Source organism: Shewanella sp. AC34-MNA-CIBAN-0136, from assembly GCF_040309945.1.
Classification (GTDB): domain Bacteria; phylum Pseudomonadota; class Gammaproteobacteria; order Enterobacterales; family Shewanellaceae; genus Shewanella.
Window position 1 is genome coordinate 143,777 of record NZ_JBEOPJ010000001.1, and the last position, 22,679, is coordinate 166,455.

General features: G+C 41.2%; 20 protein-coding genes and 3 tRNA genes. 9 read left to right on the forward strand and 14 right to left on the reverse strand.

The genetic code is table 11. The features are described from left to right. The first annotated feature begins 2 nt into the window (after positions 1–2). Positions 3–1,172 carry a glycerate kinase gene (locus AAEY94_RS00620; RefSeq protein WP_350976472.1) on the forward strand — a complete coding sequence of 390 codons (1,170 nt, stop codon included), beginning with the start codon at positions 3–5 and terminating at the stop codon, positions 1,170–1,172. 230 nt (positions 1,173–1,402) lie between these two features. Continuing rightward, a complete protein-coding gene (gene panP, locus AAEY94_RS00625) occupies positions 1,403–3,043 on the forward strand; it encodes a pyridoxal-dependent aspartate 1-decarboxylase PanP (RefSeq protein WP_101087780.1) in 1,641 nt (546 codons plus the stop codon). Positions 3,044–3,307: 264 nt separating this feature from the next. Here panP and AAEY94_RS00630 read toward each other — a convergent pair. The 9 genes from AAEY94_RS00630 to AAEY94_RS00670 all read right to left on the reverse strand — a co-directional run bounded on the left by AAEY94_RS00630 (position 3,308) and on the right by AAEY94_RS00670 (position 9,895). Beyond that, positions 3,308–3,393 (reverse strand) — tRNA-Leu (locus AAEY94_RS00630). Positions 3,394–3,442: 49 nt separating this feature from the next. Further along, positions 3,443–3,516, reverse strand: a tRNA-Cys gene (locus tag AAEY94_RS00635). 41 nt (positions 3,517–3,557) lie between these two features. Further along, positions 3,558–3,633: transfer RNA gene (locus AAEY94_RS00640), tRNA-Gly, on the reverse strand. Between the two features lie 316 nt (positions 3,634–3,949). Further along, on the reverse strand, positions 3,950–4,498 hold the full coding sequence (pgsA, locus tag AAEY94_RS00645) for a CDP-diacylglycerol--glycerol-3-phosphate 3-phosphatidyltransferase (RefSeq protein ID WP_011638096.1): 549 nt from the start codon (positions 4,496–4,498) through the stop codon (positions 3,950–3,952). Between the two features lie 44 nt (positions 4,499–4,542). Further along, positions 4,543–6,375, reverse strand: coding sequence for an excinuclease ABC subunit UvrC (gene uvrC / locus AAEY94_RS00650; RefSeq protein WP_101087778.1), 1,833 nt, complete (start codon positions 6,373–6,375; stop codon positions 4,543–4,545). Positions 6,376–6,419: 44 nt separating this feature from the next. After that, positions 6,420–7,064 carry a UvrY/SirA/GacA family response regulator transcription factor gene (gene uvrY, locus AAEY94_RS00655; RefSeq protein WP_011638098.1) on the reverse strand — a complete coding sequence of 215 codons (645 nt, stop codon included), beginning with the start codon at positions 7,062–7,064 and terminating at the stop codon, positions 6,420–6,422. A 250-nt stretch (positions 7,065–7,314) separates the two neighbouring features. Beyond that, a complete protein-coding gene (locus AAEY94_RS00660) occupies positions 7,315–7,734 on the reverse strand; it encodes a secondary thiamine-phosphate synthase enzyme YjbQ (RefSeq protein WP_101087777.1) in 420 nt (139 codons plus the stop codon). A gap of 1,153 nt (positions 7,735–8,887) precedes the next feature. Then, complete coding sequence (locus AAEY94_RS00665; protein ID WP_059747951.1) at positions 8,888–9,196, reverse strand: Mpo1-like protein; 309 nt, start codon at positions 9,194–9,196, stop codon at positions 8,888–8,890. 69 nt (positions 9,197–9,265) lie between these two features. Next, entirely contained in the window at positions 9,266–9,895 is a 630-nt protein-coding gene (locus tag AAEY94_RS00670; protein ID WP_101087773.1) for a GNAT family N-acetyltransferase, read from the reverse strand. A 173-nt stretch (positions 9,896–10,068) separates the two neighbouring features. Between AAEY94_RS00670 and AAEY94_RS00675 the strand changes: the two genes are divergently transcribed. Further along, positions 10,069–10,305: a DUF2789 domain-containing protein gene (locus AAEY94_RS00675; RefSeq protein WP_101087772.1), complete on the forward strand. Its 237-nt coding sequence runs from the start codon at positions 10,069–10,071 to the stop codon at positions 10,303–10,305. Between the two features lie 34 nt (positions 10,306–10,339). On the opposite strand, the gene AAEY94_RS00680 is transcribed toward AAEY94_RS00675, so the two are convergent. Beyond that, complete coding sequence (locus tag AAEY94_RS00680) at positions 10,340–10,723, reverse strand: DUF3192 domain-containing protein (RefSeq protein ID WP_350976480.1); 384 nt, start codon at positions 10,721–10,723, stop codon at positions 10,340–10,342. Between the two features lie 159 nt (positions 10,724–10,882). Between AAEY94_RS00680 and AAEY94_RS00685 the strand changes: the two genes are divergently transcribed. The 3 genes from AAEY94_RS00685 to AAEY94_RS00695 all read left to right on the forward strand — a co-directional run bounded on the left by AAEY94_RS00685 (position 10,883) and on the right by AAEY94_RS00695 (position 14,751). After that, positions 10,883–11,248, forward strand: a complete 366-nt coding sequence (locus tag AAEY94_RS00685) for a hypothetical protein (RefSeq protein WP_350976482.1) — start codon at positions 10,883–10,885, stop codon at positions 11,246–11,248. Further along, positions 11,249–12,022 (forward strand): Zn-ribbon-containing protein, encoded by a 774-nt coding sequence (locus AAEY94_RS00690; RefSeq protein WP_101087769.1) that lies wholly within the window; start codon positions 11,249–11,251, stop codon positions 12,020–12,022. It abuts the gene before it with no gap. A gap of 89 nt (positions 12,023–12,111) precedes the next feature. Beyond that, positions 12,112–14,751: a DEAD/DEAH box helicase gene (locus AAEY94_RS00695; protein WP_350976486.1), complete on the forward strand. Its 2,640-nt coding sequence runs from the start codon at positions 12,112–12,114 to the stop codon at positions 14,749–14,751. Between the two features lie 169 nt (positions 14,752–14,920). On the opposite strand, the gene syd is transcribed toward AAEY94_RS00695, so the two are convergent. Next, a complete protein-coding gene (syd, locus tag AAEY94_RS00700) occupies positions 14,921–15,571 on the reverse strand; it encodes a SecY-interacting protein (protein ID WP_350976488.1) in 651 nt (216 codons plus the stop codon). Between the two features lie 54 nt (positions 15,572–15,625). Between syd and queF the strand changes: the two genes are divergently transcribed. After that, positions 15,626–16,483, forward strand: coding sequence for an NADPH-dependent 7-cyano-7-deazaguanine reductase QueF (queF, locus tag AAEY94_RS00705; RefSeq protein ID WP_162022696.1), 858 nt, complete (start codon positions 15,626–15,628; stop codon positions 16,481–16,483). A gap of 74 nt (positions 16,484–16,557) precedes the next feature. Here queF and AAEY94_RS00710 read toward each other — a convergent pair whose 3' ends face one another. Continuing rightward, complete coding sequence (locus tag AAEY94_RS00710) at positions 16,558–17,493, reverse strand: LysR family transcriptional regulator (protein ID WP_182743716.1); 936 nt, start codon at positions 17,491–17,493, stop codon at positions 16,558–16,560. 140 nt (positions 17,494–17,633) lie between these two features. Between AAEY94_RS00710 and AAEY94_RS00715 the strand changes: the two genes are divergently transcribed. Further along, on the forward strand, positions 17,634–19,625 hold the full coding sequence (locus AAEY94_RS00715; protein WP_350976493.1) for an alkyl/aryl-sulfatase: 1,992 nt from the start codon (positions 17,634–17,636) through the stop codon (positions 19,623–19,625). Between the two features lie 86 nt (positions 19,626–19,711). On the opposite strand, the gene AAEY94_RS00720 is transcribed toward AAEY94_RS00715, so the two are convergent. After that, a complete protein-coding gene (locus AAEY94_RS00720; protein ID WP_350976495.1) occupies positions 19,712–20,707 on the reverse strand; it encodes a 4'-phosphopantetheinyl transferase family protein in 996 nt (331 codons plus the stop codon). 224 nt (positions 20,708–20,931) lie between these two features. Between AAEY94_RS00720 and AAEY94_RS00725 the strand changes: the two genes are divergently transcribed. Further along, the gene (locus tag AAEY94_RS00725) at positions 20,932–21,915 is read left to right on the forward strand and encodes an FAD:protein FMN transferase (RefSeq protein WP_350976497.1); all 984 of its coding nucleotides are present in this window, start codon (positions 20,932–20,934) and stop codon (positions 21,913–21,915) included. A gap of 256 nt (positions 21,916–22,171) precedes the next feature. Here AAEY94_RS00725 and AAEY94_RS00730 read toward each other — a convergent pair whose 3' ends face one another. Beyond that, complete coding sequence (locus AAEY94_RS00730) at positions 22,172–22,651, reverse strand: hypothetical protein (RefSeq protein ID WP_123777028.1); 480 nt, start codon at positions 22,649–22,651, stop codon at positions 22,172–22,174. Positions 22,652–22,679 lie beyond the last annotated feature (28 nt).

A 22,679-nucleotide genomic window follows, 5' to 3' on the forward strand; every position in this document is an offset into this window, starting at 1 on the left:
ATATGAAAATTGTTATTGCACCAGATTCATTTAAAGAAAGCCTAAGCGCCCTAGAAGTGGCTAATGCCATTGAGAATGGATTTAAACAGGTATTCCCAAACGCGCAATATTGTAAGGTGCCAATGGCCGACGGCGGTGAAGGTACAGTACAAGCTATGGTCGATGCCACCCAAGGACAGATTATTAATCTCACTGTCACAGGGCCTTTAGGTTTACCTGTTAACGCATTTTATGGCGTGCTTGGACAACTTGATGAGGATGGAAACCAAACTGCAATAATCGAAATGGCTGCCGCATCAGGTTTACATCTGGTGCCATCCACTCAACGTAATCCATTATTAACCACCAGTTTTGGTACTGGTGAGTTGATTGCCGACGCATTAGACAGAGGCATAAGACACATCATTTTAGGCCTAGGTGGCAGTGCGACTAACGATGCAGGCGCAGGCATGATGCAGGCCTTAGGAGTCCAACTCAGTGATATAAGCAATACTCCATTACCTTTTGGTGGAGCTGCCCTCGCCGAATTACATTACATCGACATGCAATCATGCCATCCAGCCATTAAGGAGTGCGTAATTGAAGTTGCGTGCGATGTCGATAATCCATTATGCGGGCCACGAGGCGCCAGTGCTATTTTTGGTCCACAAAAAGGGGCTACTACTGAGATGGTTGAGCAACTTGATCTCACTTTGGGGCATTTTGCTCATATCATTAACCAACACCTTAACCAGTCAATTGATGGACACTGTCAATTACACCCTGGTGCTGGGGCTGCTGGCGGTATGGGATTTGGCGTAATGACAATGTTAAATGCAACCTTAAAACCTGGGGTCGATATTGTCACTAAAAGCGTTAAGTTGGCACAACATTGTCTCAATGCTGATCTGGTTATTACCGGTGAAGGTCGAATAGACGGTCAAACCGTGTTTGGTAAAACCCCTATGGGAGTATTGAATGTGGCCAAACAACTTAATATTCCGGTTATCGGTATTTCAGGATGCCTTGGTGAAAATGCAGATGCTATTTTAGCCGAAGGCATGCATGCTATTTTTCCTATCATTCCTGCGTTGCAGCCCTTAGAGCAAGTATTGTCTGAAGCCCAGGTTAATCTAACCAATACCGCGCGCAACATTGCGGCAATGATGTCACTTTCATTTGCAGACAAGTAATCTAATCCAGCACAAATGCCTTATCGCATTTGTGCTGGATTATTCATATCAACATCATTCATATTCTGAATTAACGCAGCTAATCCGCAGTAATAACACGATAAATACTTGAAGCGAAACCAGCCATACAGTAAAGTTAGCACCCTCATTTCATCCTGAAGGTGTAGCGTTAATCGTAAAGCACCCGTCAATGCTATCAGGATGAAGTTTTCATCATTACGGCAAGCAAAATGACCTCGAAAATCACCCGTCAAGCAAACGCTTCAGAAGACAGCTTACTGCGAATTTTTACCGCCCCTGAAGATTCAACCTCGACGTTGAGCATTATTGAGCAAAAGCTGTCTCAAGACCTCGCAGGTTTTTTAGGTAACAGCATCGCCGCACTGGAAAAACCGCTGTCAGAAATAGAAACTGACTTTAGCGCCTATCAGATACCGACCGATCCCAAGTTCGTTTCTGATTATGCCGACGAAATCATGCAAAACCTAGTCGCTCATTCAGTCCATACTTCAGCACCCAGTTTTATTGGACACATGACCTCGGCATTGCCTTATTTCGTGTTACCACTGTCAAAAATGATGGTGGGTCTAAATCAAAATTTAGTCAAAATTGAAACATCGAAAGCCTTTACCCCATTAGAGCGCCAAGTGTTAGGCATGATGCATCATTTGGTGTATCAACAATCTGATGATTTCTATCACCAATGGATGCACAGTGCTAACCACTCACTCGGGGCATTTTGCTCAGGTGGCACCGTTGCCAATATCACCGCACTGTGGATTGCCCGAAACCGGCTGTTACAACCACGCGGCGAATTTAAAGGCGTCACCCGCGAAGGAATGACGAAAGCATTGCGTTTTTATGGCTATGATGACCTTGCTATTTTAGTGTCCGATCGCGGTCATTACTCTTTGGGCAAAACTGCCGACTTATTGGGTATTGGCCGAGATAACATCATTAGCATCCCAACAGATGAGCATCATAAAGTCGATGTTGCTGCCATGCGTGATGCAGCAGAAAAGCTGGCACAACAAAATATAAAAGTCATGGCCATTGTTGGTATCGCGGGTACAACTGAAACAGGCAATGTGGATCCCTTAACTGAATTAGCAGTGTTAGCCAGCGAGCTAAATTGTCATTTCCATGTAGATGCGGCATGGGGCGGCGCAAGTTTATTGTCCAAAAAATATAGCCATTTACTAAAAGGCATCGAGTTAGCTGACTCCGTTACTATCGATGCCCATAAGCAAATGTATGTTCCAATGGGCGCCGGTATGGTGTTATTTAAAGACCCTGAACTGGCGCAAGCCATAGTGCATCATGCTGAATATATTCTACGGGTGGGTTCAAAAGACCTAGGCAGTCAAACGCTGGAAGGTTCGCGACCTGGAATGGCAATGCTCGTACATGCTTGTCTTCAAATTATTGGCCGCGATGGCTATGAAATCCTCATTAATAACAGCCTAGAAAAAGCCCGTTACTTTGCCTCAATCATCGACCAACACCCTGATTTTGAGTTAGTCACTGAGCCTGAGTTATGTTTGCTGACCTATCGTTATGTACCAAAATCGGTGCAAGCCATACTTACTACAGCTCTAGCCAACCAAGATAGCGTTTTAGTTGCATCAATCAATGAACTACTCGATGGACTGACGCAATTTATTCAAAAGCATCAACGCGAACAAGGCAAATCGTTTGTGTCACGCACACGTATTAAGCCAGCAAAATACTTACGTCAACAAACGACAGTATTTCGCGTGGTACTCGCCAATCCGTTGACCAGTCATCAAATATTGCATGATGTGCTCACCGAACAAATCGATATTGCAGCTTTAGACAGTGAGTATTTACCACAGCTGTTGGCGTTGTAGAGCACAGGCTCATCAATAACTTCGATGTTTATAGCTTGTTAGCTACCTTCTCGTCATCCCGGCAGTGTTTTTAAGCCGGGATCCAGGTGTTTTCTTTGTACTTTTGTACTCATGGCCGTAGGACATATCCACAAAAATGCCACGTCTGATGTTCAACAACAGCGTCAGGGATTTCATCTTTATTCTTTATCATTAAATTTCAGATATAAAAAAGCCCCAACTAATGTTGAGGCTTTTTTACACCATACTTACGTATGTAAATGATGGTACCCGAGGCCGGACTTGAACCGGCACGCTTATTCAGCGAGGGATTTTAAATCCCTTGTGTCTACCGATTCCACCACTCGGGCAAAGTGTTGTTTTAACCGTTACTTAAAGTAACCATTAAACGCAATTTTGTGGAGGCGCGACCCGGAGTCGAACCGAGATAGACGGATTTGCAATCCGTAGCATAGCCATTCTGCCATCGCGCCATCTTTAACCAAATTCAAATCCATCGGATAAGATAAGAAATTGGAGCGACATATCGGGTTCGAACCGATGACCTATACCTTGGCAAGGTATCGCTCTACCAACTGAGCTAATGTCGCTTATTCAATCGTTTCAACACGTTATTAAATCTGCGAGAAAGGTATCGTCTTTCAACCTATCCAACTGAGCTAATGTCGCGTATTCAATCATTTTAATGCTTTATTATATCAGCAAGAAAGGTATCGTCTTTCAACCTATCAAACTAAACTAATGTCGCATTAATCGTGTTAGTTAACATAAAACCCTAAGGCTTGTTGTTGACTCATCACTTGTCTACGGGGAGGCATTCTACCGAATTAACCTCGTGTGTCAATTATTGATTTACGCAATTATGACTGTTTGCGCACTAAATAATCTTATTGAACTATTATTACGCTATTCTGCCGTTAAATCTTTCCAAGCTGCTGAAATGTAACTCATCATCGACCAGAACGTCAGTGCTGCGGCAATATAAAACAAGCCGTAAGCGACATCAGTTAGCCAAGGTGTGGGTTTCCAAATCAATCCAATAATCGCGATCATTTGCGTGGCAGTTTTATATTTACCAATCCAAGACACGGCAACTACGCCACGTTTGCCTATTTCGGCCATCCATTCACGCAAGGCTGAAATAACAATTTCGCGACCAATCATAAATAACGCTGCTAAGGTTAAGTACACATTGTCATTTTGTTGAACCAACAGCACTAATGCGGTCGACACCATGACTTTATCTGCAACTGGATCCAAAAAAGCGCCAAATCGGGTTAGTTGACCAAGTTTACGCGCAGCATAACCGTCTAACCAATCGGTCAAAGCGGCCAACCAGAAAATAAATGCCGAAACAAATGGTGCCCATGGATATGGTAAATAAAATACCGCTATAAATACGGGTAACAAAGCAATACGGAATAATGTCAGTGCAATAGGTAAGTTAAACGGCATAAAAAGACCAATTTGTCAGAAGCAGCGCCAATCTTGCCTTAATTTTAGCCCCCTCGCAATGCATCATGAATTGTTTGTGCCATTTCTAAGCTAATTCCGGGTACTTTTGTCAATTCAGCCACGCTAGCGCCCTTCACTTCTTGAATTCCGCCTAAATGTTGCAACAAAGCTTTACGCCTTTTAGGGCCCACACCTGCGATGGATTCTAAGGTAGAAGTATTGCGAGTTTTCTGACGTTTATTACGGTGTCCGGTAATCGCAAAGCGATGTGACTCATCGCGAATGTGCAACATTAAGTGAAATGCAGGCGAATCACTGGGAATATCGAAAGCTTGTTCACTGCCACCAACAATAAAGGTTTCAAGGCCTGCTTTGCGACCCTCACCTTTAGTCACGCAAATGAGTAATGGTGGATTATCAATATTGACACACTTTTCATCGACAATCGTTTGCGCCACTCTTAACTGGCCAATACCACCATCAATGAAGACTAAATCGGGTACTTTGCCATTGTTGTCGATTTTATCAAATCGACGGCTTATTGCCTGTTCCATCGCGGCATAATCATCACCACCGGTAATACCGGTAATATTGTAACGGCGATAATCGGCTTTATGCGGCCCTTCTCGATTAAACACCACACACGATGCCACAGTGCTTTCGCCCATAGTATGACTGATATCAAAACATTCCATCCGCTTAATCGGTTCATTAAGTTCAAGTGCTTCTTCAAGTAATTGAAAACGTTGTTCAACAGTATTCTTATGTGACAGTCTGGTCGCGACGGCATTACTGGCGTTAGTCATGGCAAGACGTAAAAAATTAGCTCTGTCGCCTCTTACTTGCGTTTTTAACTCAAACTTTTTATCTAATGCGTGTTCTATCGACGCTTCTAATTCTTTTATACCGTCAAAGTGATGGCTGAGAATGACTTCTTTTGGAATAGTGCGCTGAATATCGGCATTAAGGTAAAACTGGCCCAAGAATGATGACAACACTTCTTCAATTTCAGTTTCTGCGGGTACTGAAGGATAATAGCTGCGACTACCAAAAATTTTACCATCGCGAATAAACAATAGATGAAAACAGGCAATACCTGAGGCGTAATCGACGCCGATGACATCCATATCGCCTTTATGATTTGACACTTCCTGCTGCTCTGCTACGCGCCTTAATGCGGTAATTTGGTCGCGATACTGTGCCGCACGCTCGTATTCCATATCAATTGCAGCGGTCTCCATTTTGGCCACCAGCTGTGATATGACTTGTTTGTCTTTGCCGCGTAAAAATAAACCGGCTAATTTGACCTGTTCGCTGTATTCCTCATCACTGACAATCCCCACACAAGGCGCACTACAACGATCTAATTGATACTGTAAACAAGGCCGAGATCTGGATTTATAATATAAGTCATCGCATTGACGGATTGGAAACAGCTTTTGCATTAAATGCAAACTCTCACGGACTGCACCACCATTAGGGTATGGGCCAAAATAATGACCTTTTTCACGTTTTGGACCACGATGATAAGCAAGTCGAGGGTGCTTATGGCCGCTCAAAAGAATATACGGATAAGATTTATCATCACGCAACAGCACGTTGTATTTGGGCATGTACTGTTTGATGTAATCGTTTTCGAGCAATAACGCATCAGTTTCGCTGTGCGTAACGGTCACATCAATATGATCGATATGCGAAACCAGCGCCTGAGTTTTAACATTGGCGATATTGACTCTAAAATACGAGCTTAAGCGTTTTTTGAGATCTTTGGCTTTACCAACATAAATAACCTGTTGGTGTTTATCGTACATTCGATAAACACCAGGCGCTGAGGTGACATGTTTTAAAAAAGATTTGGCGTTAAAACCACTTGGCATGATTAAAGCTACTTAATGCGTTGCGAGGAATACATTATTCCTGACTAGAATGAACCTGTATCGAGCATTTTGTAACGGATAGCTAAACGGGTCAACTCAACGTCACCGCCGATCCCCAGTTTGGCAAATAGTCGATAACGATAGCTATTGACAGTTTTAGGGCTTAAATTTAATTTTTCAGAAATATCATTAACCTTTTCACCATTGGTTATCATCATCATAATTTGCAATTCTCGCTCAGACAAACTGCTAAATGGATTCTCGTCAGAGTGGTTGAATTGGCTTAGCGCCATCTGTTGCGCAATTTCTGGCGACAAATAACGTTGACCACGAGCCACTTGAGTAATGGCACGCAATACTTCTGGCGATGTGGAACCTTTGGTTAAGTAACCAGAAGCACCAGCCTGCATCACTTTGGTCGGAAAAGGGTCTTCTGTTTGTACGGTTAACACAATAATTTTAGCGTCTGGCTGATAGCGTAAAATCTTACGGGTGGCTTCTAATCCCCCCATACCAGGCATATTCATGTCCATTAAAATGACATCCGCTTCATTTTGTCGAGACCACTGTACGGCTGTTTCTCCATCAGGTGCTTCACCGATGACTTTAATACCGCGTTCATCTTCCAAAATGCGACGAATACCCGTTCTCACGAGTTCATGGTCGTCAACCAAATATACAGATATCACGTAAACCCACCTATTATTATGCGTAATTCATTTTTGAATTTTAGGGCCGTTTTTATATATAAAACATTTATATGTAAAATCTTATCGTAAAAAAACACCAGTAACATTGCATATTTTACACATCTCATTTATCTGCTTGAATTTAGCATCTTTACATTTACTGACACAAGCAAAGTCAATTATTAACGTGAGAAATGAATGTAAAATAGGCAATTTTGTTACCTTAGTATTGCAATTTAACCTTTTTAAATCATTCACCCTGCAAGGTGATAATAATTGTGCGCGCCGAAGCATGGTCCCGATGCTCACATAAATATAAACCTTGCCAAATACCCAAGTTCAAACGCCCATGGGTAATCGGAATTGACTGACTAGCCCCAATCAGGGTCGACTTGATATGCGCAGGCATATCATCGGCACCTTCATAAGTATGCTGGAAGTATGGCGCACCTTCTGGTGCGAGTACATTAAAATGCCGTTCCAAATCGCCACGAACAGTAGGATCAGCATTTTCGTTTATCGCCAGCGATGCTGAAGTATGCTGAATAAACACATGCAATAAGCCAACATTGATACCTCCTAGCTCTGGCAGCCGTGCTATCACTTCATCAGTAATTAAATGAAATCCTCGTCTTTTAGAGTTAAGTGTCATCTCTCGTTGTAACCACATCAAATAAATCCCTCTTCAAGCGACACGCACAGATGAATAAACCATTAAGCAACAACATGCAGAACGAAATACAAAGCATACATCAGAGCAGTGTTAAGACTGAAAAAATGAGGCTATTGTCACACAATTTACTCACTATTTACCGAACAATTAACCGATTAATATCAATTTCACTGTTCATAGAGTAGTTACATCCTTAGCAATATAAGAACATCTAAAAGAATATCCAAAAGAACATCATTAGATTTAACAATTATTACTTTACAAACAATAATATAGGGAAATTTATTTTTGTATACTTTTGGATTGATTATGAAATGTAGATAATAAAGGCTAGGTTTGCAAAGATTTAAACGGTCTATATATATTCACCATTAATGCTAACTAAACAGAAAAATGATCATAAATTGGCATCTGCATAACTTTAAGCACTGTGCTTTAAGGGTAACGAAGCATACATCATCGTAACCAATACATTATTCTAAGGCTGGATAATTTCCGCCAGAAAGCAAAAAGGCACAACCTTAAGTTATAAGGTTGTGCCCGTTAACACTTTTGTCAGCAATCCGGCTGAAATTTGCTCCCTGCACCATCCATGTAAACATGCTTCCTGCAGTCCTTTTCCCTGTTCTCATTTCCTTGTCTATTTGTGTAACACAAACAAACGCATGAGTTTCATTCCTTTGAACAGCCTATCCGTTGGCTGAGCGGTAAATCTATTCAATCCGTTGAATTATCCCAGCTGCATCCTGCAGCCCTATCCTTTTTTTCCTTGTGTCGACTATTTACTGTCTTCACCCATCCTTGATTCGGCTATCCATTTGCCGAGCTTATGCCCTAATCCGTGAGCGTGTCCTAGTATCATCCTTAATATTCTTAAGCATCATTAGTCTTATTTCTCATCCTAAGAAAACCAACTGATGACCCGCTTTCGATAACTACATTCTAGCCAAAATAAACGCCGATAAAAGTCACTCAACTCCATTTAAATACACATCCCACATGTCAGTAAATCGTTAGAAAAATGTAATTACCTGATTTTAAAAGATTAACAATAATTTATAACGTTAAACACTGACAACTTTAGATAAGATCCCTTACACACTTGTAGGATATTGCTTACAAAAGCGTGAGCAAGTTAATACTTCCAGGGTTATTTGCGCCATAAACGCCTTATCATTTGACCAAACATGACCCAATCTGCCCATAAGCTGTATAGCGGATAAGTGAATGTTGCGGGGCGATTTTTTTCAAATATAAAATGCCCTAACCATGCAAAACCATAACCGACTACCGGCAACCACAATAACTGCCACCAATGTTGGTTAATCAAAGTGTTAATAATGATCACTAAAATAATGCTACTGCCAATGTAATGCAGTCTTCGACAAACGGGATCTTGATGTTGCGACAGATAAAATGGATAAAACTCTGCAAATGAAGAATAACGCTTAGGTTCCATTACTCACTCCTTATTAACAACTCGCTAATGGTATGCTCTGTTAGTATTAGATTATTTTCATTTTAGACACTATGCCTTACTGTAAAACAATATTTCACCTTCAATATTGCCAATACTCACAGTGGCAATGCTGACAAATTCTTGTTTCACGAATGCTTGATGGTGCGAAGAGTTACTCACAAATACCCCAATGCCATCAAGCCCAGGTTGCTCATCACACCAACTCAATACCGCTTGAATTAACTTGGCACCATAACCTTTTTGCTGCTCATTGGGGGATAAGGCAATAAATTGCAAAACCCCGCATTTTTGCGAAGGAAGATGTTCTAAAATGCAGGTCTCTTTTTGCATTAACCCTTGAGTTGATTTCCATCCTGTACCCAACATCATTTTAAAACGCCAATGCCAATAACGCCCCTCACCCAAAGGTACTTGTTGCGTAATCACACAGGCAACCCCAATTAAACGGTCACCGTCAAATAGGCCAATTAAAGGTTGTTCTTGTTGCCACAGTTCATTTAACTCTTCACGAATCGCCGCTCGAAGTTTCTGTTCGTATTGTTGATTGTCATCTTGCCCAAGTACCTCGATAAAATAGGGATCATCATGATAAGCATTATAAAGAATAGAAGCTGCGACTCGTAAGTCTTCTGCCGTCAAATAGACTGCACGTAAAGTTTCCAAGGTGTTATTGTCCATTATTATTCCTTGTTGGTTAACTCGCTAAACTTAACTTAACAAGTTTGAAACATTGTACAAGTTTTGTTTACCCATTTTACCTGTTAGCGGTTGTGAGTGTCAGTTGTTTGCAATTTATCTCATCAAGACGGATACTAAAATTGTTTATCTAACCATCATAAGGAATGCGCCAAATGGACACTACATCAAATGATTTAAGTCACTTATTTAAGCAATTAGGTTTGCCTCACGATCAAGAGGGAATCGACGACTTTGTTATCCAAAACAAACTGGATAAACACACATTAATTACTGATGCCGATTGCTGGAATTCAGGTCAAAAAGCATTTTTAAAAGAGGCATTATTACAAGACGCCCAATGGTCAGAAGTGATTGACCAATTGGACGTGATGATGCGAGCTAAATTGTAATTAACACTTAATGTCGGATAACCTCACTCGGCAATTAGTGCTGTCTATAGGCGGTATCACCCCAGCCCACTAAAACGTCATCTTTGAACACAATTGGCGTGCATTCATCTTTGGTTGTTTTACCATCGCCTTCTGCCCATTGGGTACGATAAAACAACACTTTGATGGATTGCTCTGCATTATTTTGAGCCGACTTGGTATAAGCTTCACTAAAATCAGCCGTTCCCATTAAGGTTGCGACTTGATCACTGCTCATTCCCATAGACAATTTGCTCAACAGATCACGATTTTTATCTTGTTGCACTTGCCAATAATCAGCACTTTTACCCGATTCATGGTCTCCGACACTAATAACACAACCACTTAATGCTAGTGATGTAGCGCCAATTAATGCCGCTGCGATAAGTTTTAATTTCATGTTGCATCCTTTTTGTTAAAATAAAATCCGCATTGTATTTACAGATCCTTTAAGCCAAAATCGTGCCATAAAATAATATACTGATTTATATAGCTTTATGTTTTAACTCAACAAGAATTAGTTAATCTCACTATATGGAATTAAGGAATTAAACCAACAATGAGTCCAATTGAACAAGTACTTGCCGCAGCAAAATCAATTGCTAACAATGGGCATACGCCCAGCTTGGCCCTGATAAAAAGTCGTTTAGGCAATAGCATTCCGATGCCTACCCTTATCCAAGGTTTACAACAATTTAAGGCGCTGCCTAAATCTGAGTGGCAACATTTACCGGAATTAGCAGACATTCCATCAATAGCCGATGTCTCATCACATGATCAACCCGATCTTACTCAAGTGATCCAACAGGTTATGACCCTACAACAACACATTAGTCAGCTAACCCAACGAGTTACTGAGTTAGAAAACCAATTACAAAATAATATGACTCAAAGCTACATAATCAATAATAAGGCTGAGCAGTAGATGTTTGTCACCGAACTACGCTTTGAATGTTTTGCCGATACGACAATTGATACGGTAGAGAAAGCCATTAACGCTTTTCTTGAAGCCTTACGAGCTAATGGACAAATTTTAGGACGTGAATTTGCGGTCGCCTTTAATGACGGTGAATTTAGAGTTCGTTTGCTGTTACCTGAAAAAACCAGCTTAGCTAACCGCCACAGTAGCCCATGGGTAAAAGTGGCCTTAGCAGGCCTAACTGCAGCTAAGCTATTGGCCCCTAGAGAGAAATTCATCGGCCAAGACATTAACTCCGAAGCCAGCAATACCGATACGCCTTCATGGCAACTGCTGTATACCAGTTATGTGCACATGTGTTCGCCACTGCGTAATGGCGATAACCTGTTACCAATACCTCTTTATCAGCTGCCTGCTACTTTTAATGGCGATCACAAACGCATCATAAAATGGCAAACAGAGTGGCAAGCATGCGATGAACTGCAAATGGCCGCAGCCACTAAAGCAGAGTTTGCAGCTTTGGATGAGATCACTCGAGCGGACAGTGACTTATTTAGACGCGGTTGGGATTTACGTGGCCGGATAGAATATTTAACTAATATCCCCACCTATTATTACTTATACCGTGTGGGCGGCGAATCATTGCAAGCAGAGCTAGCTCGCCCCTGCCCACGCTGTGGATCTAAAGATTGGAAGCTAGATGAGCCACTTTTAGACATGTTTCATTTTCGCTGCGAGCCTTGCCGTATTGTGTCTAATTTGTCTTGGGATCATCAATAAATGGAATTGTGCCATTGAGTTATCAGCAGATTATTTCCTACTACAAAGATTGTTATAAGGAAGATAGCGCCTCCATCAATCTTTGGAATGTGAACAAGTTTAAACAAGAAGATCGTCTCATTCTTGAAGGGCAAGATGAGCTAGGGACAGGTTTTTTACCTCGTTTGCCTATCCCGCAAGAATTTGCTGAGCCAATGCTTAAGCGAGTGGCAATGTACCAAAGAGAAAGAATACTGCTGTACGCACGATTTCTATTTGTCGGTAAAGTCACTATAAAAGGTGAGCTCAAAACGGTTGTCTCACCGCTGCTGTTTAATGAAGCCACCATTGAACAACAAAACAATAATTTCTATTTTTCAGCCCAAACAGAAGACACTGAAATCAATGAAGCCCTGCTGCAACAATTGCTACCAGAAGATAATGAGCTTTCAGAAGATCTCATCAATGAAGATATACATTCACCATCTTTTTGGACCTCATATTTTAGCAGTAATCAAATTGACATAAACTCACTAGAGTTATTGCAATATCCCAGGCTTGCTGGGCACCAAGACATTAAAAAAGCATTAACCCAAGACACTCCCCGCTTATTACCTATTTCGATGCTACTTTTTGTCGAGAGGTCATCGAGCAGTCGCGGTGTACTTCACGAATTAGAAAGTATCATTAGCGCTAACGAGCAATCAGCTCCTATTTGTAAACTGTTTAACCAAACGTTTGAAAAACGTGCTGTAAGACTCAGAGCCCCAACACTTAAATATGACTTTTTACCGGGGTTATTATCTACGCCACAAAAGAAAGTTATTCATATCGCTGCCAATGCCGATTTAGGCTGCGTATCTGGTCCGCCAGGAACGGGAAAGAGCTACACCATATCTGCTGTTGCTGCCGAACATATGGCGCGCGGTGAGTCGGTGCTTATTGTGGCCAATAATGACGTAGCCCTTGATGTGATTGCAGATAAATTGGCGAGTAATTTTAACTTGGGCGACGTGTCTATTCGCGCAGGACAAAAAGCATTTTTAAAACAATTAAAAGACTATACCGCGGACTTACTCGCAGGATACTTTAGCGATGACTTAAGCCAAAACCCGCAAGCATGTGAAGACGAACTGAATAAGCTGCAACGATTACTGATAAAACTTGAAAAACGTTTCCTGGCGTTCAGTCGCAGGTCTATTCGCCGTGGTTTGTACCTACATAAACTTCAAGCACAACAATCAACATGGCTAAAACGGGTTTATTTGTTTTTTACCCAAGGGTCAATAAACCAATGGCATCATCAATGGGATGCGTTAAACACCATTAATAAACACACTGTTACGCGGGAAACACTGGCAGCTGAATATCTCAATGCACTAAAAAAGAATAACTTAAACACATTAGTTAATCAGCACCGTAAATCGCTACAGGCTTTTAACCAAGCGATTCGCAGTAGAACGTCCAGTAAACAACTCGCGCTATTTGAAAAAATAGAATACGCCACATTATTTGCCGCATTTCCCATCTGGCTAGCAAGCTTAAACAGCCTACACAGGGTATTGCCACTTAATCGTGAAATGTTTGATTTAGTGATTATTGACGAGGCAACACAATGTAACATTAGCAGTTGCTTACCTGCGCTATACCGTGCAAAACGTGTATTGATTGTTGGCGACACAAAGCAATTAAAACATTATTCCTTTTTAGCCAGAAGCAAACAAACTCAATTGCTTGCCAAAAATAATGTGCCCGAAAGCAGCCCAGGAGCCATCAGTTATCGAGATAACTCCATCTTAGATTTAGCGTTAAAAACATTAGCTAGCGCGCAAGAGTTGGCCTTTTTAGATGAACACTTTAGAAGTAAGCCTGAGCTGATTCATTTTAGTAACCAGTCTTTTTATCAATCTAAATTAAAAATCATGCAACATCGCCCCTGCACCAGTTCAGGCCATTTGCACCTTCATCGTATCGCCGGTACTCGTGATGCATCGGGCGTTAATCCACAAGAAGCACAGAGTTTATTAGCAGAGATCCAACATCAAATAACACAAGATGCCCAAACTGGCATCACTCATAGTATTGGAGTTATCTCGCCTTTTAGCGCGCAGGCTGAATATATTGCCACATTGATTGAGCAGAAGATCCCTCAAACAGATGTCATTAAACACAGGATACGTGTAGCCACGCCGTTTGGGTTTCAAGGCGAAGAGCGGGATATCATGCTGATTTCGTTTGCGATTGATAACGACAGTAAACGTGCGGCTGCTTATTTAAATAAAGCGGATGTGTTTAACGTCACCATTACCAGGGCACGTCAAAAGCAGTTGATATATTTGTCTATGGACGACTCGTTATTACCAGAACACAACCTGTTACGCCAATATATTACTTCTATAACAACCTTTAATGCCAAACACAGCGTGACCTCAGAGATAGACACATTTCAGCAAGAGCTTATTGAGGCGTTAACACAGTACAATATTGATACTTGGCCTGGGTATACCATTGCCGGTACCGAAATAGACCTATTGTGTCGTTATGCAGACAAATACCTTGCTGTTGATCTTATTGGTTTTCCTGGGCCTTGGGCTAACTTTTTTGAGCTAACAACCTACAAATTATTTAAACGGGCTGGCGTTGAAGTATTGCCCATAAGCTACGGATTGTGGATTGTTGATAAACAAGCGTGCATAGACAAAATAACTCAGACACTAAAGTGTGGAGAAAATAACCTAAGCGAAGCATAAAGGAGGATATTACGAGGAAGATGAGTGTTTGAATGCTCGAGTTTGAATGCTCGAGTTTGAATGCTCGAGTTTGAATGCTCGTGTTTGAATGCTCGTGTTTGAATGCTCGTGTTTGCATGCAATGAACGCATTAAAGCACCATAAAATGGCACTTCAATGCTTGATGCGGTTACTTTTTGCGTAACAAATAATCCCACATGGTTTTAATGCGTTGCCAAATACCTGGATGATCTACCGTATGAGGTAATTCCTCGACGGGTTTTGATGGCGGTTTGATCATCGGCGATATTTGCTCTAAAAACGCCGTTAATGATTCGGCTAATTTAGTGCGCTGTTTTTCACCTGGAATTTCAATCCACACGCTGCCATCATCATTGTTTACCGTTAGCATTTCGTCGTCATCATCTAGCACACCGATAAACCAAGTTGCTGGTTGTTTGAGCTTTTTCTTCATGATCAAATGACCAATTACATTTTGTTGCAAATTTTCGAAGTCATCTTGATTCCATGCTTGGAGTAATTCACCGTCGCCAAATGATGCAGTAAACGGTAATGGCGCGGAAAAATACTGGCCATAAAATGCATGAATATCTTGGTGTAATTGAATATTTAATGCATGCTCCACGTTACTAAAGTCAGCAACATTGTCACGTTTAATGGGCTGCCAGAACACAGTATCATCAGTGTCCGCATTAAAGGTGCCTTGAATACATATTGAGTCTTCGCCCAAAGGATAATAGCGCGGAAATTCAGATAGCGTATCTTGATAAGATTTAAGATAGTTTTTTATAAAGCAATCTAATGCAGATGAACAAGACACTTAAGCCACTCGTAGTTTATAATAAAACCATATTTTGACACGGAAACCGATTAGATGACACACAATCACGACCCTTATAGTGATGCAGCAGCATTAAAAGGCCTAACATTAGGCCAAGCAACTGCTTATCAAGCTGAGTATGACGCGTCACTGCTGCAAGGGGTTCCACGTAAACTTAACCGAGATGCTATTGAATTAAGTGGTCAACTCCCTTTTCACGGTACCGATATTTGGACCGGATATGAATTGTCTTGGCTTAATGCTAAAGGCAAGCCTGTTGTTGCCATTTTGGAAGTTCAGTTAGATATCAACAGTGTCAATTTGATTGAATCTAAATCTTTTAAACTGTACTTAAATAGTTTTAACCAAACTAAGTTTGACAGTGTCGAAGCCGTACAAGAAACGTTAAGCCGCGATTTAATCGCTTGTGCCCAAGGTGACCTGACCGTCAAAGTCATCGAACCAAAGCATTTTAATCTTGAACGTATTATTGATTTACCGGGTACTTGTATTGATGACTTGGATATTGAAGTCGACGAATACGCATTTAATCCCGATCATTTAATCGGTGGTACAGATCCTGACAAAAACGTGGCTGAAACACTGAATTCAAATTTATTGAAGTCTAATTGTTTAATCACCTCTCAGCCAGACTGGGGCAGCGTGATGATCCGTTATCAAGGCCCTAAAATTGATCGTGAAAAACTGCTGCGCTATTTAATCTCATTCCGCCAGCATAACGAGTTTCACGAACAGTGCGTTGAGCGTATTTTTGTCGACTTAAAAAAATACTGCCAGTGCACTAAGTTAACCGTTTACGCACGTTATACGCGTCGTGGTGGCTTAGACATCAACCCGTACCGCAGCGACTTTGAAAACCCACCTGAATCAAATCGCCTCGCGAGACAATAATCGCCATCACATATAGCGATATTAACAAAAAGCCAATCTCTCTAAGATTGGCTTTTTGATTAATGCTGTCTGCATTATGAAGAGCCATATGCATCATGCATCAGTTTTTCAATTATTTCCCTTAACCAAATACATGACTTATCTAATGCATGTTTTGTCGGCCAAATGCTGTATAAATTTATTGGCCGAGTCTTAAAAGGTAATTCAAGCAAGGTTAGTTTAAACAGTTGCGCATAGCTTTGGGTAAAAGTATATGGCGCTATGCCTATGGCATTCGACTTACTGATTAACGACAACATACTCAAAATAGACGACTGCTCACTGTATAAAGTGCGCTGCGGTAATGGATCATTAGAAATGATATCTGCAACACGCATATTATCGCGATGTAGACGATACATAACGTGCTCGGCGGCAAAAAAATCATCGCTGCTGACATGGTTTTTTATCACTGGATGATGTTGACGTACCACACAAATAATCCGCTCTTGGGCGACCTTTTTAAAACTAAACATTTTTAGTTTTGGCGGCATAATATCCACTACCAAATCTACTTTTTGCATTTGTAAGTCTTGAAACTGTTCCGCCTCTAATACTGGTGAATTACGTAGCACCACCCTGACAGACAAATTAGCTAATGCTCTATCTAATTGCGGTTGTAATAAATCGATAACAGCTTCATTGGCATAAATGGTAAAAACTCTTCTAGAGGTACTGGGATCGAACGCTTTAACTCCCATCAAAGTTTGTTCAATGGTATCTAGCATTGGCTGAACAGTATTAAATATATGTAACCCTGTTGCTGTAGGTTCGATACCACGACCAACACGAATAAATAATTCACAACCCAGTGTGTTTTTAAGACGGCTAATCGCATTGCTCACAGACGACTGCGTCAACCCTAACTGTTCTGCTGCGCGGGTGATTGATGATTGCTGGCATACAGTACAAAAAACTCGCAGTAAATTTAAATCCAATGCTGGCAATTTATTGGCAAACGCATCGCTCATACTCATTCCTTTTTAGGCCAAATACATTCATATAAAAAATGTTTTATCACCATTTCACTATAGTTATTTTTTGGTATTTAACCACTAAGATAGTTTCATCAACGTTAAAACATTTATCTTTAACTATATGAGGACTTACCATGAAAAAATCTATCATCGCACTATCAATGATTTCGACCCTGTCACTCAATGCTTTAGCCGCTCAGCATGAACACGACCACTTAAGTGTCGATTACCAGGGAAAAGAAGCTACTCCAGCAACGGCAGCCCACAATACCGAGGTAGCCAAAACGCTTAACTTTAATGACAAAAATGCGTTCACCCGTTTCAACCAAAATAGAATAGCCGAGTTTGATCAAGCCACCGCAGATATTCTGCGTGCAGAATTTAGCTTTATCAGTGATAAATATCCTGACTCAGTTAACCCGTCACTATATCGCCAAGCACAGCTTAATATGGTCTCGAACGGATTATATAAAGTCACCGATGGCATATATCAAATTCGTGGTACTGACTTGTCAAATATGACCTTAATTCGCGGTAAAACCGGTTGGATTGTTTATGATGTGTTATTAACCAAAGAAGCGGCGCAACAATCTATCAAATTTGCTTTTGAACACCTTCCAGAAGGGAATACATTACCGATTGTTGCAATGATTTATTCACATAGCCATGCTGACCACTTTGGCGGAGCCCGGGGGATTCAAGAGCTATATCCTGATGTAAAAGTGTACGGGTCAAACAATATTACAACCGAAGTGGTTGCCGAAAACGTACTCGCAGGCAACGCTATGAGCCGTCGAGCCAGCTACCAATATGGAGCAACTTTGGGCAAACATGATCATGGTATTGTTGACGCTGCGCTTGCTAAAGGTTTATCCAAAGGTGAAATTACCTACGTAAAACCCGACTACGAACTTAATCAAAAAGATAAATGGGAAACCTTAACTATCGATGGACTTGAAATGGTGTTTATGGATGCCTCAGGAACAGAAGCAGCCAGCGAAATGGTCACTTATATTCCTTCAATGAAAGCCTTATGGAGCGGGGAATTAACCTACGATGGTATGCACAATATCTATACTTTACGCGGCGCAAAAGTACGCGATGCATTAAAATGGTCAAAAGACATTAACCAGATGATCAATTCATTTGGTCAAGATGTTGAAGTGCTATTCGCATCGCATTCAGCACCAGTATGGGGTAACAATGAAGTAAATCAATACCTTAAAATGCAACGCGACAATTATGGTTTAGTTCATAACCAATCACTGCGATTAGCTAATCAAGGCGTAGTATTACAAGATATTGGTGATGCCATCATGGACACCATTCCACAGCAGGTAAAAGATCAATGGTACACCAATGGCTATCATGGCACTTACAGTCATAATGCTAAAGCTGTTTACAACATGTATTTAGGCTACTTTGACATGAACCCAGCTAACTTAAACCCATTGCCATCGCAACAAGAAGCGACAAAATTTGTCGAGTACATGGGCGGCGCCAACAACGTTGTCGCAAAGGCCAAAGCAGATTTTAGCCAAGGTGAATACCGTTTTGTAGCTACAGCGCTTAACAAAGTGGTCATGGCAGATCCAAGTAACCAAAGTGCTCGAGATCTACTAGCCGACACCTACGAGCAACTAGGTTATCAAGCTGAAGGGGCTGGTTGGAGAAACATCTATTTAACCGGTACTCAAGAGTTAAGAATAGGAATTCAGCCAGGCACACCTAAATCAGCCTCTGCAGATGTATTGAGCGAAATGGATATGCCGACTTTATTTGACTTTTTAGCCGTAAAAATAGATAGCATTGCCGCAGATAAACTGGGCGATATTAGTTTAAATGTGGTGACTAAAGCCGATAAGACGGAAGTTGAAAGCACCATATTTGTAGAGCTTAGTCATGGTAATTTGAACAATATTGTTGTTAATAAACTTCAAAAAGCTGATGCAACGTTAACCATTGCCAAAGCAGATGTTGTCAGTATTTTATTAGGTCAAACCACGTTAACGCAATTAATTGAACAAGGTGATGCCAGTATGACTGGCGACAAACAAGCCTTTGGGAAAATTGCCTCGACCTTAGTACAATTCAATGACAAATTTGAAATTGTACCGTTAAAATAATTACCAGATCGTACCATCTTCTTGGTCTTGATCTTGGCTTTAGTCTTAGCCGAAGCATTGCTTCGGCTAAGTCATCAACGGTTCCATCAACCCAACAAATCATCAAAGCTTAATTGGGCACACGATAAGGTGTTGTAAATAGAGTAAGGTTCAATTACCACGTTAGAAACCGCTGAGTTAGCCAACCCCAAAGTCACCGAAAAACGGTATTCATTATCGAGTCGTCCCATCACCGTTTGCCAACTAAAATCGCTTGCGGCAGGCTGTTTGCTATCGGTAAAATTCAGTTTTACCGGCTTAAGTAACTCAATTGACTGACTGTGATTATCAGCCCGTTGCAACGGGGTATTGCACTGCTCTGCCAGGCTAAAATCAACACTAAATGACTTAAGTGATAACGCTAATCCCAGTCCGCGTGCTTTTATGTAGGATTCTTTTACGGCCCATAAATCAAAAAATCGTTGTCGTTGTAATGCCTCGGACAATTGCAATAAGGTGTTGGTTTCTGTTTGAGTAAAATAGTGATTCAAAATGGGCACTATGTCGGTACTGCTACGCTGTCGTTCAATATCGACACCAAAGCAAATATCTTGTTCAGGATTGTATACCCACTCGTTACTCGCTCCATCAATCGTTGGCTCAGTTTTTTCTTCAGCATTGGGTGCAATCAATACTCCAATCATTAGCCATTGACCACTGTGGCTTAAATTGAAATGCAGCCCAGTTTGCGCCAACAAATCTTGTGTCAGTGCAGGCTTACCTTTAGCGCCGTAACTAAAACGCCATTGTTGAGGCGTTAATGCACTGTGCAGCGATAATACAGCCCGAAGCGCAATACGAACTTGCAACGCATTATGACGCGCCGACACGCTTTTATAACGACCAACCTTGGCCAGTTCATCATCACTTAACCAACCTAAGGCTAAACCCACTTCATAATCAGCAGGTGATAACGCCCCATTAAGTGGCACAAAATAAACATAAGGCTGAGAAAGCCCAGTTGATCGAGTGTCTGGTCGAGTAGCTGCTCGAGTGGCTGGTCGAGTAGCTGAATGATTAGTGAGTTGAGTTATTGAAGACATGACCGACATAAAAAACACATAACACTCTGTTAAACGATAATACGGCTAAACTACCTCAATAAGCTCGATGCCGCGAGAATTTTGTCAAATATCACCCATGTAGCGAGTGATGCAAATAAGCATTTTCAGCATCAAAAAAGTTATTTTCGCTTTTACTGTTGATGATTGGCACTAATTCATCAACAATCACCGCTATCACCACAACATAGAAAGCTTATACATTCATGCGCACAGTCAGCCTAGTCATCATATTATTGTTATCGGTACTCAGTTCAAATGCTGCGTTTGCTCAATGGCACCAAAAGAGTTTTGATGTCATGGGAACGCTGGCACATGTTGAGTTTTGGCTACCTGACAATGCCGAAGCATCAACGGCAGATGGCTTAATTGCCGCGGTAGAGCAAGAAATGCAGCGCATTGATCAAACAATGAGTCCTTATATCGCCACCAGCGAACTCAGTATCATTAATCGTGATGCCGCCACAAAAGCTGTGACCATAAACGCTGAGCTGTTTGATTTACTCACCGACGCGCAAGACATTGCCAAATTAACCAATGGCATGTTTGATATCACCTACGCCTCAGTAGGTTACCAATACGATTATCGTAAGCATCAAAAGCCCGACCAAGCAGCCATTAACACCGCATTAAAAGCAATAAACTACCAAGCAGTAATACTCGATAAGTCCACCTCTTCAGTTCGTTTTGCTAATGCTGATGTCAAAATTGATTTAGGCGGCATAGCCAAAGGGCATGCGGTTAAAAATTGTATTTCGATATTAAAAGACGCAGGCATAGAACATGCTCTTATCAGCGCTGGCGGCGACACCACATTACTCGGCGATCGCATCGGACGCCCTTGGTTTGTTGGTATAAAACACCCTAGGGCAGACGACAAAACCGCGGTGCAATTACCATTAAGTGACGAGTCGATTTCAACCTCGGGCGATTACGAGCGTTACTTTATCGAAGACGGCGTGCGCTATCATCACATTATTAATCCCAAAACCGGCGACTCAGCACGCAATGTTGTCAGCGTGTCGATTATCGGTAAAAATCCAACTTTTGTGGATGCCCTGTCCACCGCCATCTTTGTCATGGGATTACAACAAGGCATGGCGCTGATTAATCAATTACCAGAATACGAAGCAATCATTATCGACAATCAACAAACGTTACATGTATCGACGGGATTACAACAAGATTAATCATTAACAATCTTCTCGTCGTCCCGGTAATGCTTTTGAGCCGGGATCCAGGTGGTTATTTTGATTTGTACTTATGTACTTATGTACTTATGTACTTATGGCCTGCGGCCACTAACGTCGTGGCGCTTCGCCCACACCAGACCAAGAGGAAACCAACGGTTGTTCCCTCTTTCTATTCATAAAAGAATTGGCCCAGCCGCCAATCACCGGAAGGTCCATATATGGCTATGTTAATTTTTCGGGGTTTAGTCGTTTGTTAATGTTCCGATAGCCACTTGATAGATTCTTCTTGCATTAGGGCTCCTATTTCAACAACACCATAATTGTCATTTACTTCCAAATCATCTCTAGCGTAATACAACCCATATAGATGCTCGATGCCTACATTATCACCAACATATTTAGTCACATTTTCATGTAGATCAAAATTATCAATATCATTGAGCAGCTGCCTAAATTGAATGAATGGGTCGATTTTTTCACTAGCAATTAACTTTAAGTGATGTTTGATTATTAAATGAATTGAATCATCAAATGAAGGAAGTTGAGCAATCAGTTTTTCAAAAAGAGGTGAAACGATATCCCAACATTTAGGTTCTGCATCAATGATACCCAGTAACCCGTCAGAATAGATGCCACTGTTTAACTTATAATTTGCATAATTGACCAAATCATCAGTATCACAAGCACCAGCCACATACTTTGCTATAAAGTAATTTTCGTTCTCTTCATTCATCTTAAATTTGAAAACTCAATCTTAAGTA

Excerpts from the sequence above, each read along its gene's own strand:
- AAEY94_RS00620 (WP_350976472.1), top strand. The coding sequence starts at position 3 with ATGAAAATTGTTATTGCACCAGATTCATTTAAAGAAAGCCTAAGCGCC.
- panP (WP_101087780.1), top strand. The coding sequence starts at position 1,403 with ATGACCTCGAAAATCACCCGTCAAGCAAACGCTTCAGAAGACAGCTTA.
- pgsA (WP_011638096.1), bottom strand. The coding sequence starts at position 4,498 with ATGCCGTTTAACTTACCTATTGCACTGACATTATTCCGTATTGCTTTG.
- uvrC (WP_101087778.1), bottom strand. The coding sequence starts at position 6,375 with ATGCCAAGTGGTTTTAACGCCAAATCTTTTTTAAAACATGTCACCTCA.
- AAEY94_RS00660 (WP_101087777.1), bottom strand. The coding sequence starts at position 7,734 with ATGTGGTTACAACGAGAGATGACACTTAACTCTAAAAGACGAGGATTT.
- AAEY94_RS00665 (WP_059747951.1), bottom strand. The coding sequence starts at position 9,196 with ATGGAACCTAAGCGTTATTCTTCATTTGCAGAGTTTTATCCATTTTAT.
- AAEY94_RS00670 (WP_101087773.1), bottom strand. The coding sequence starts at position 9,895 with ATGGACAATAACACCTTGGAAACTTTACGTGCAGTCTATTTGACGGCA.
- AAEY94_RS00675 (WP_101087772.1), top strand. The coding sequence starts at position 10,069 with ATGGACACTACATCAAATGATTTAAGTCACTTATTTAAGCAATTAGGT.
- AAEY94_RS00680 (WP_350976480.1), bottom strand. The coding sequence starts at position 10,723 with ATGAAATTAAAACTTATCGCAGCGGCATTAATTGGCGCTACATCACTA.
- AAEY94_RS00685 (WP_350976482.1), top strand. The coding sequence starts at position 10,883 with ATGAGTCCAATTGAACAAGTACTTGCCGCAGCAAAATCAATTGCTAAC.
- AAEY94_RS00690 (WP_101087769.1), top strand. The coding sequence starts at position 11,249 with ATGTTTGTCACCGAACTACGCTTTGAATGTTTTGCCGATACGACAATT.
- queF (WP_162022696.1), top strand. The coding sequence starts at position 15,626 with ATGACACACAATCACGACCCTTATAGTGATGCAGCAGCATTAAAAGGC.
- AAEY94_RS00710 (WP_182743716.1), bottom strand. The coding sequence starts at position 17,493 with ATGAGCGATGCGTTTGCCAATAAATTGCCAGCATTGGATTTAAATTTA.
- AAEY94_RS00715 (WP_350976493.1), top strand. The coding sequence starts at position 17,634 with ATGAAAAAATCTATCATCGCACTATCAATGATTTCGACCCTGTCACTC.
- AAEY94_RS00720 (WP_350976495.1), bottom strand. The coding sequence starts at position 20,707 with ATGTCTTCAATAACTCAACTCACTAATCATTCAGCTACTCGACCAGCC.
- AAEY94_RS00725 (WP_350976497.1), top strand. The coding sequence starts at position 20,932 with ATGCGCACAGTCAGCCTAGTCATCATATTATTGTTATCGGTACTCAGT.
- AAEY94_RS00730 (WP_123777028.1), bottom strand. The coding sequence starts at position 22,651 with ATGAATGAAGAGAACGAAAATTACTTTATAGCAAAGTATGTGGCTGGT.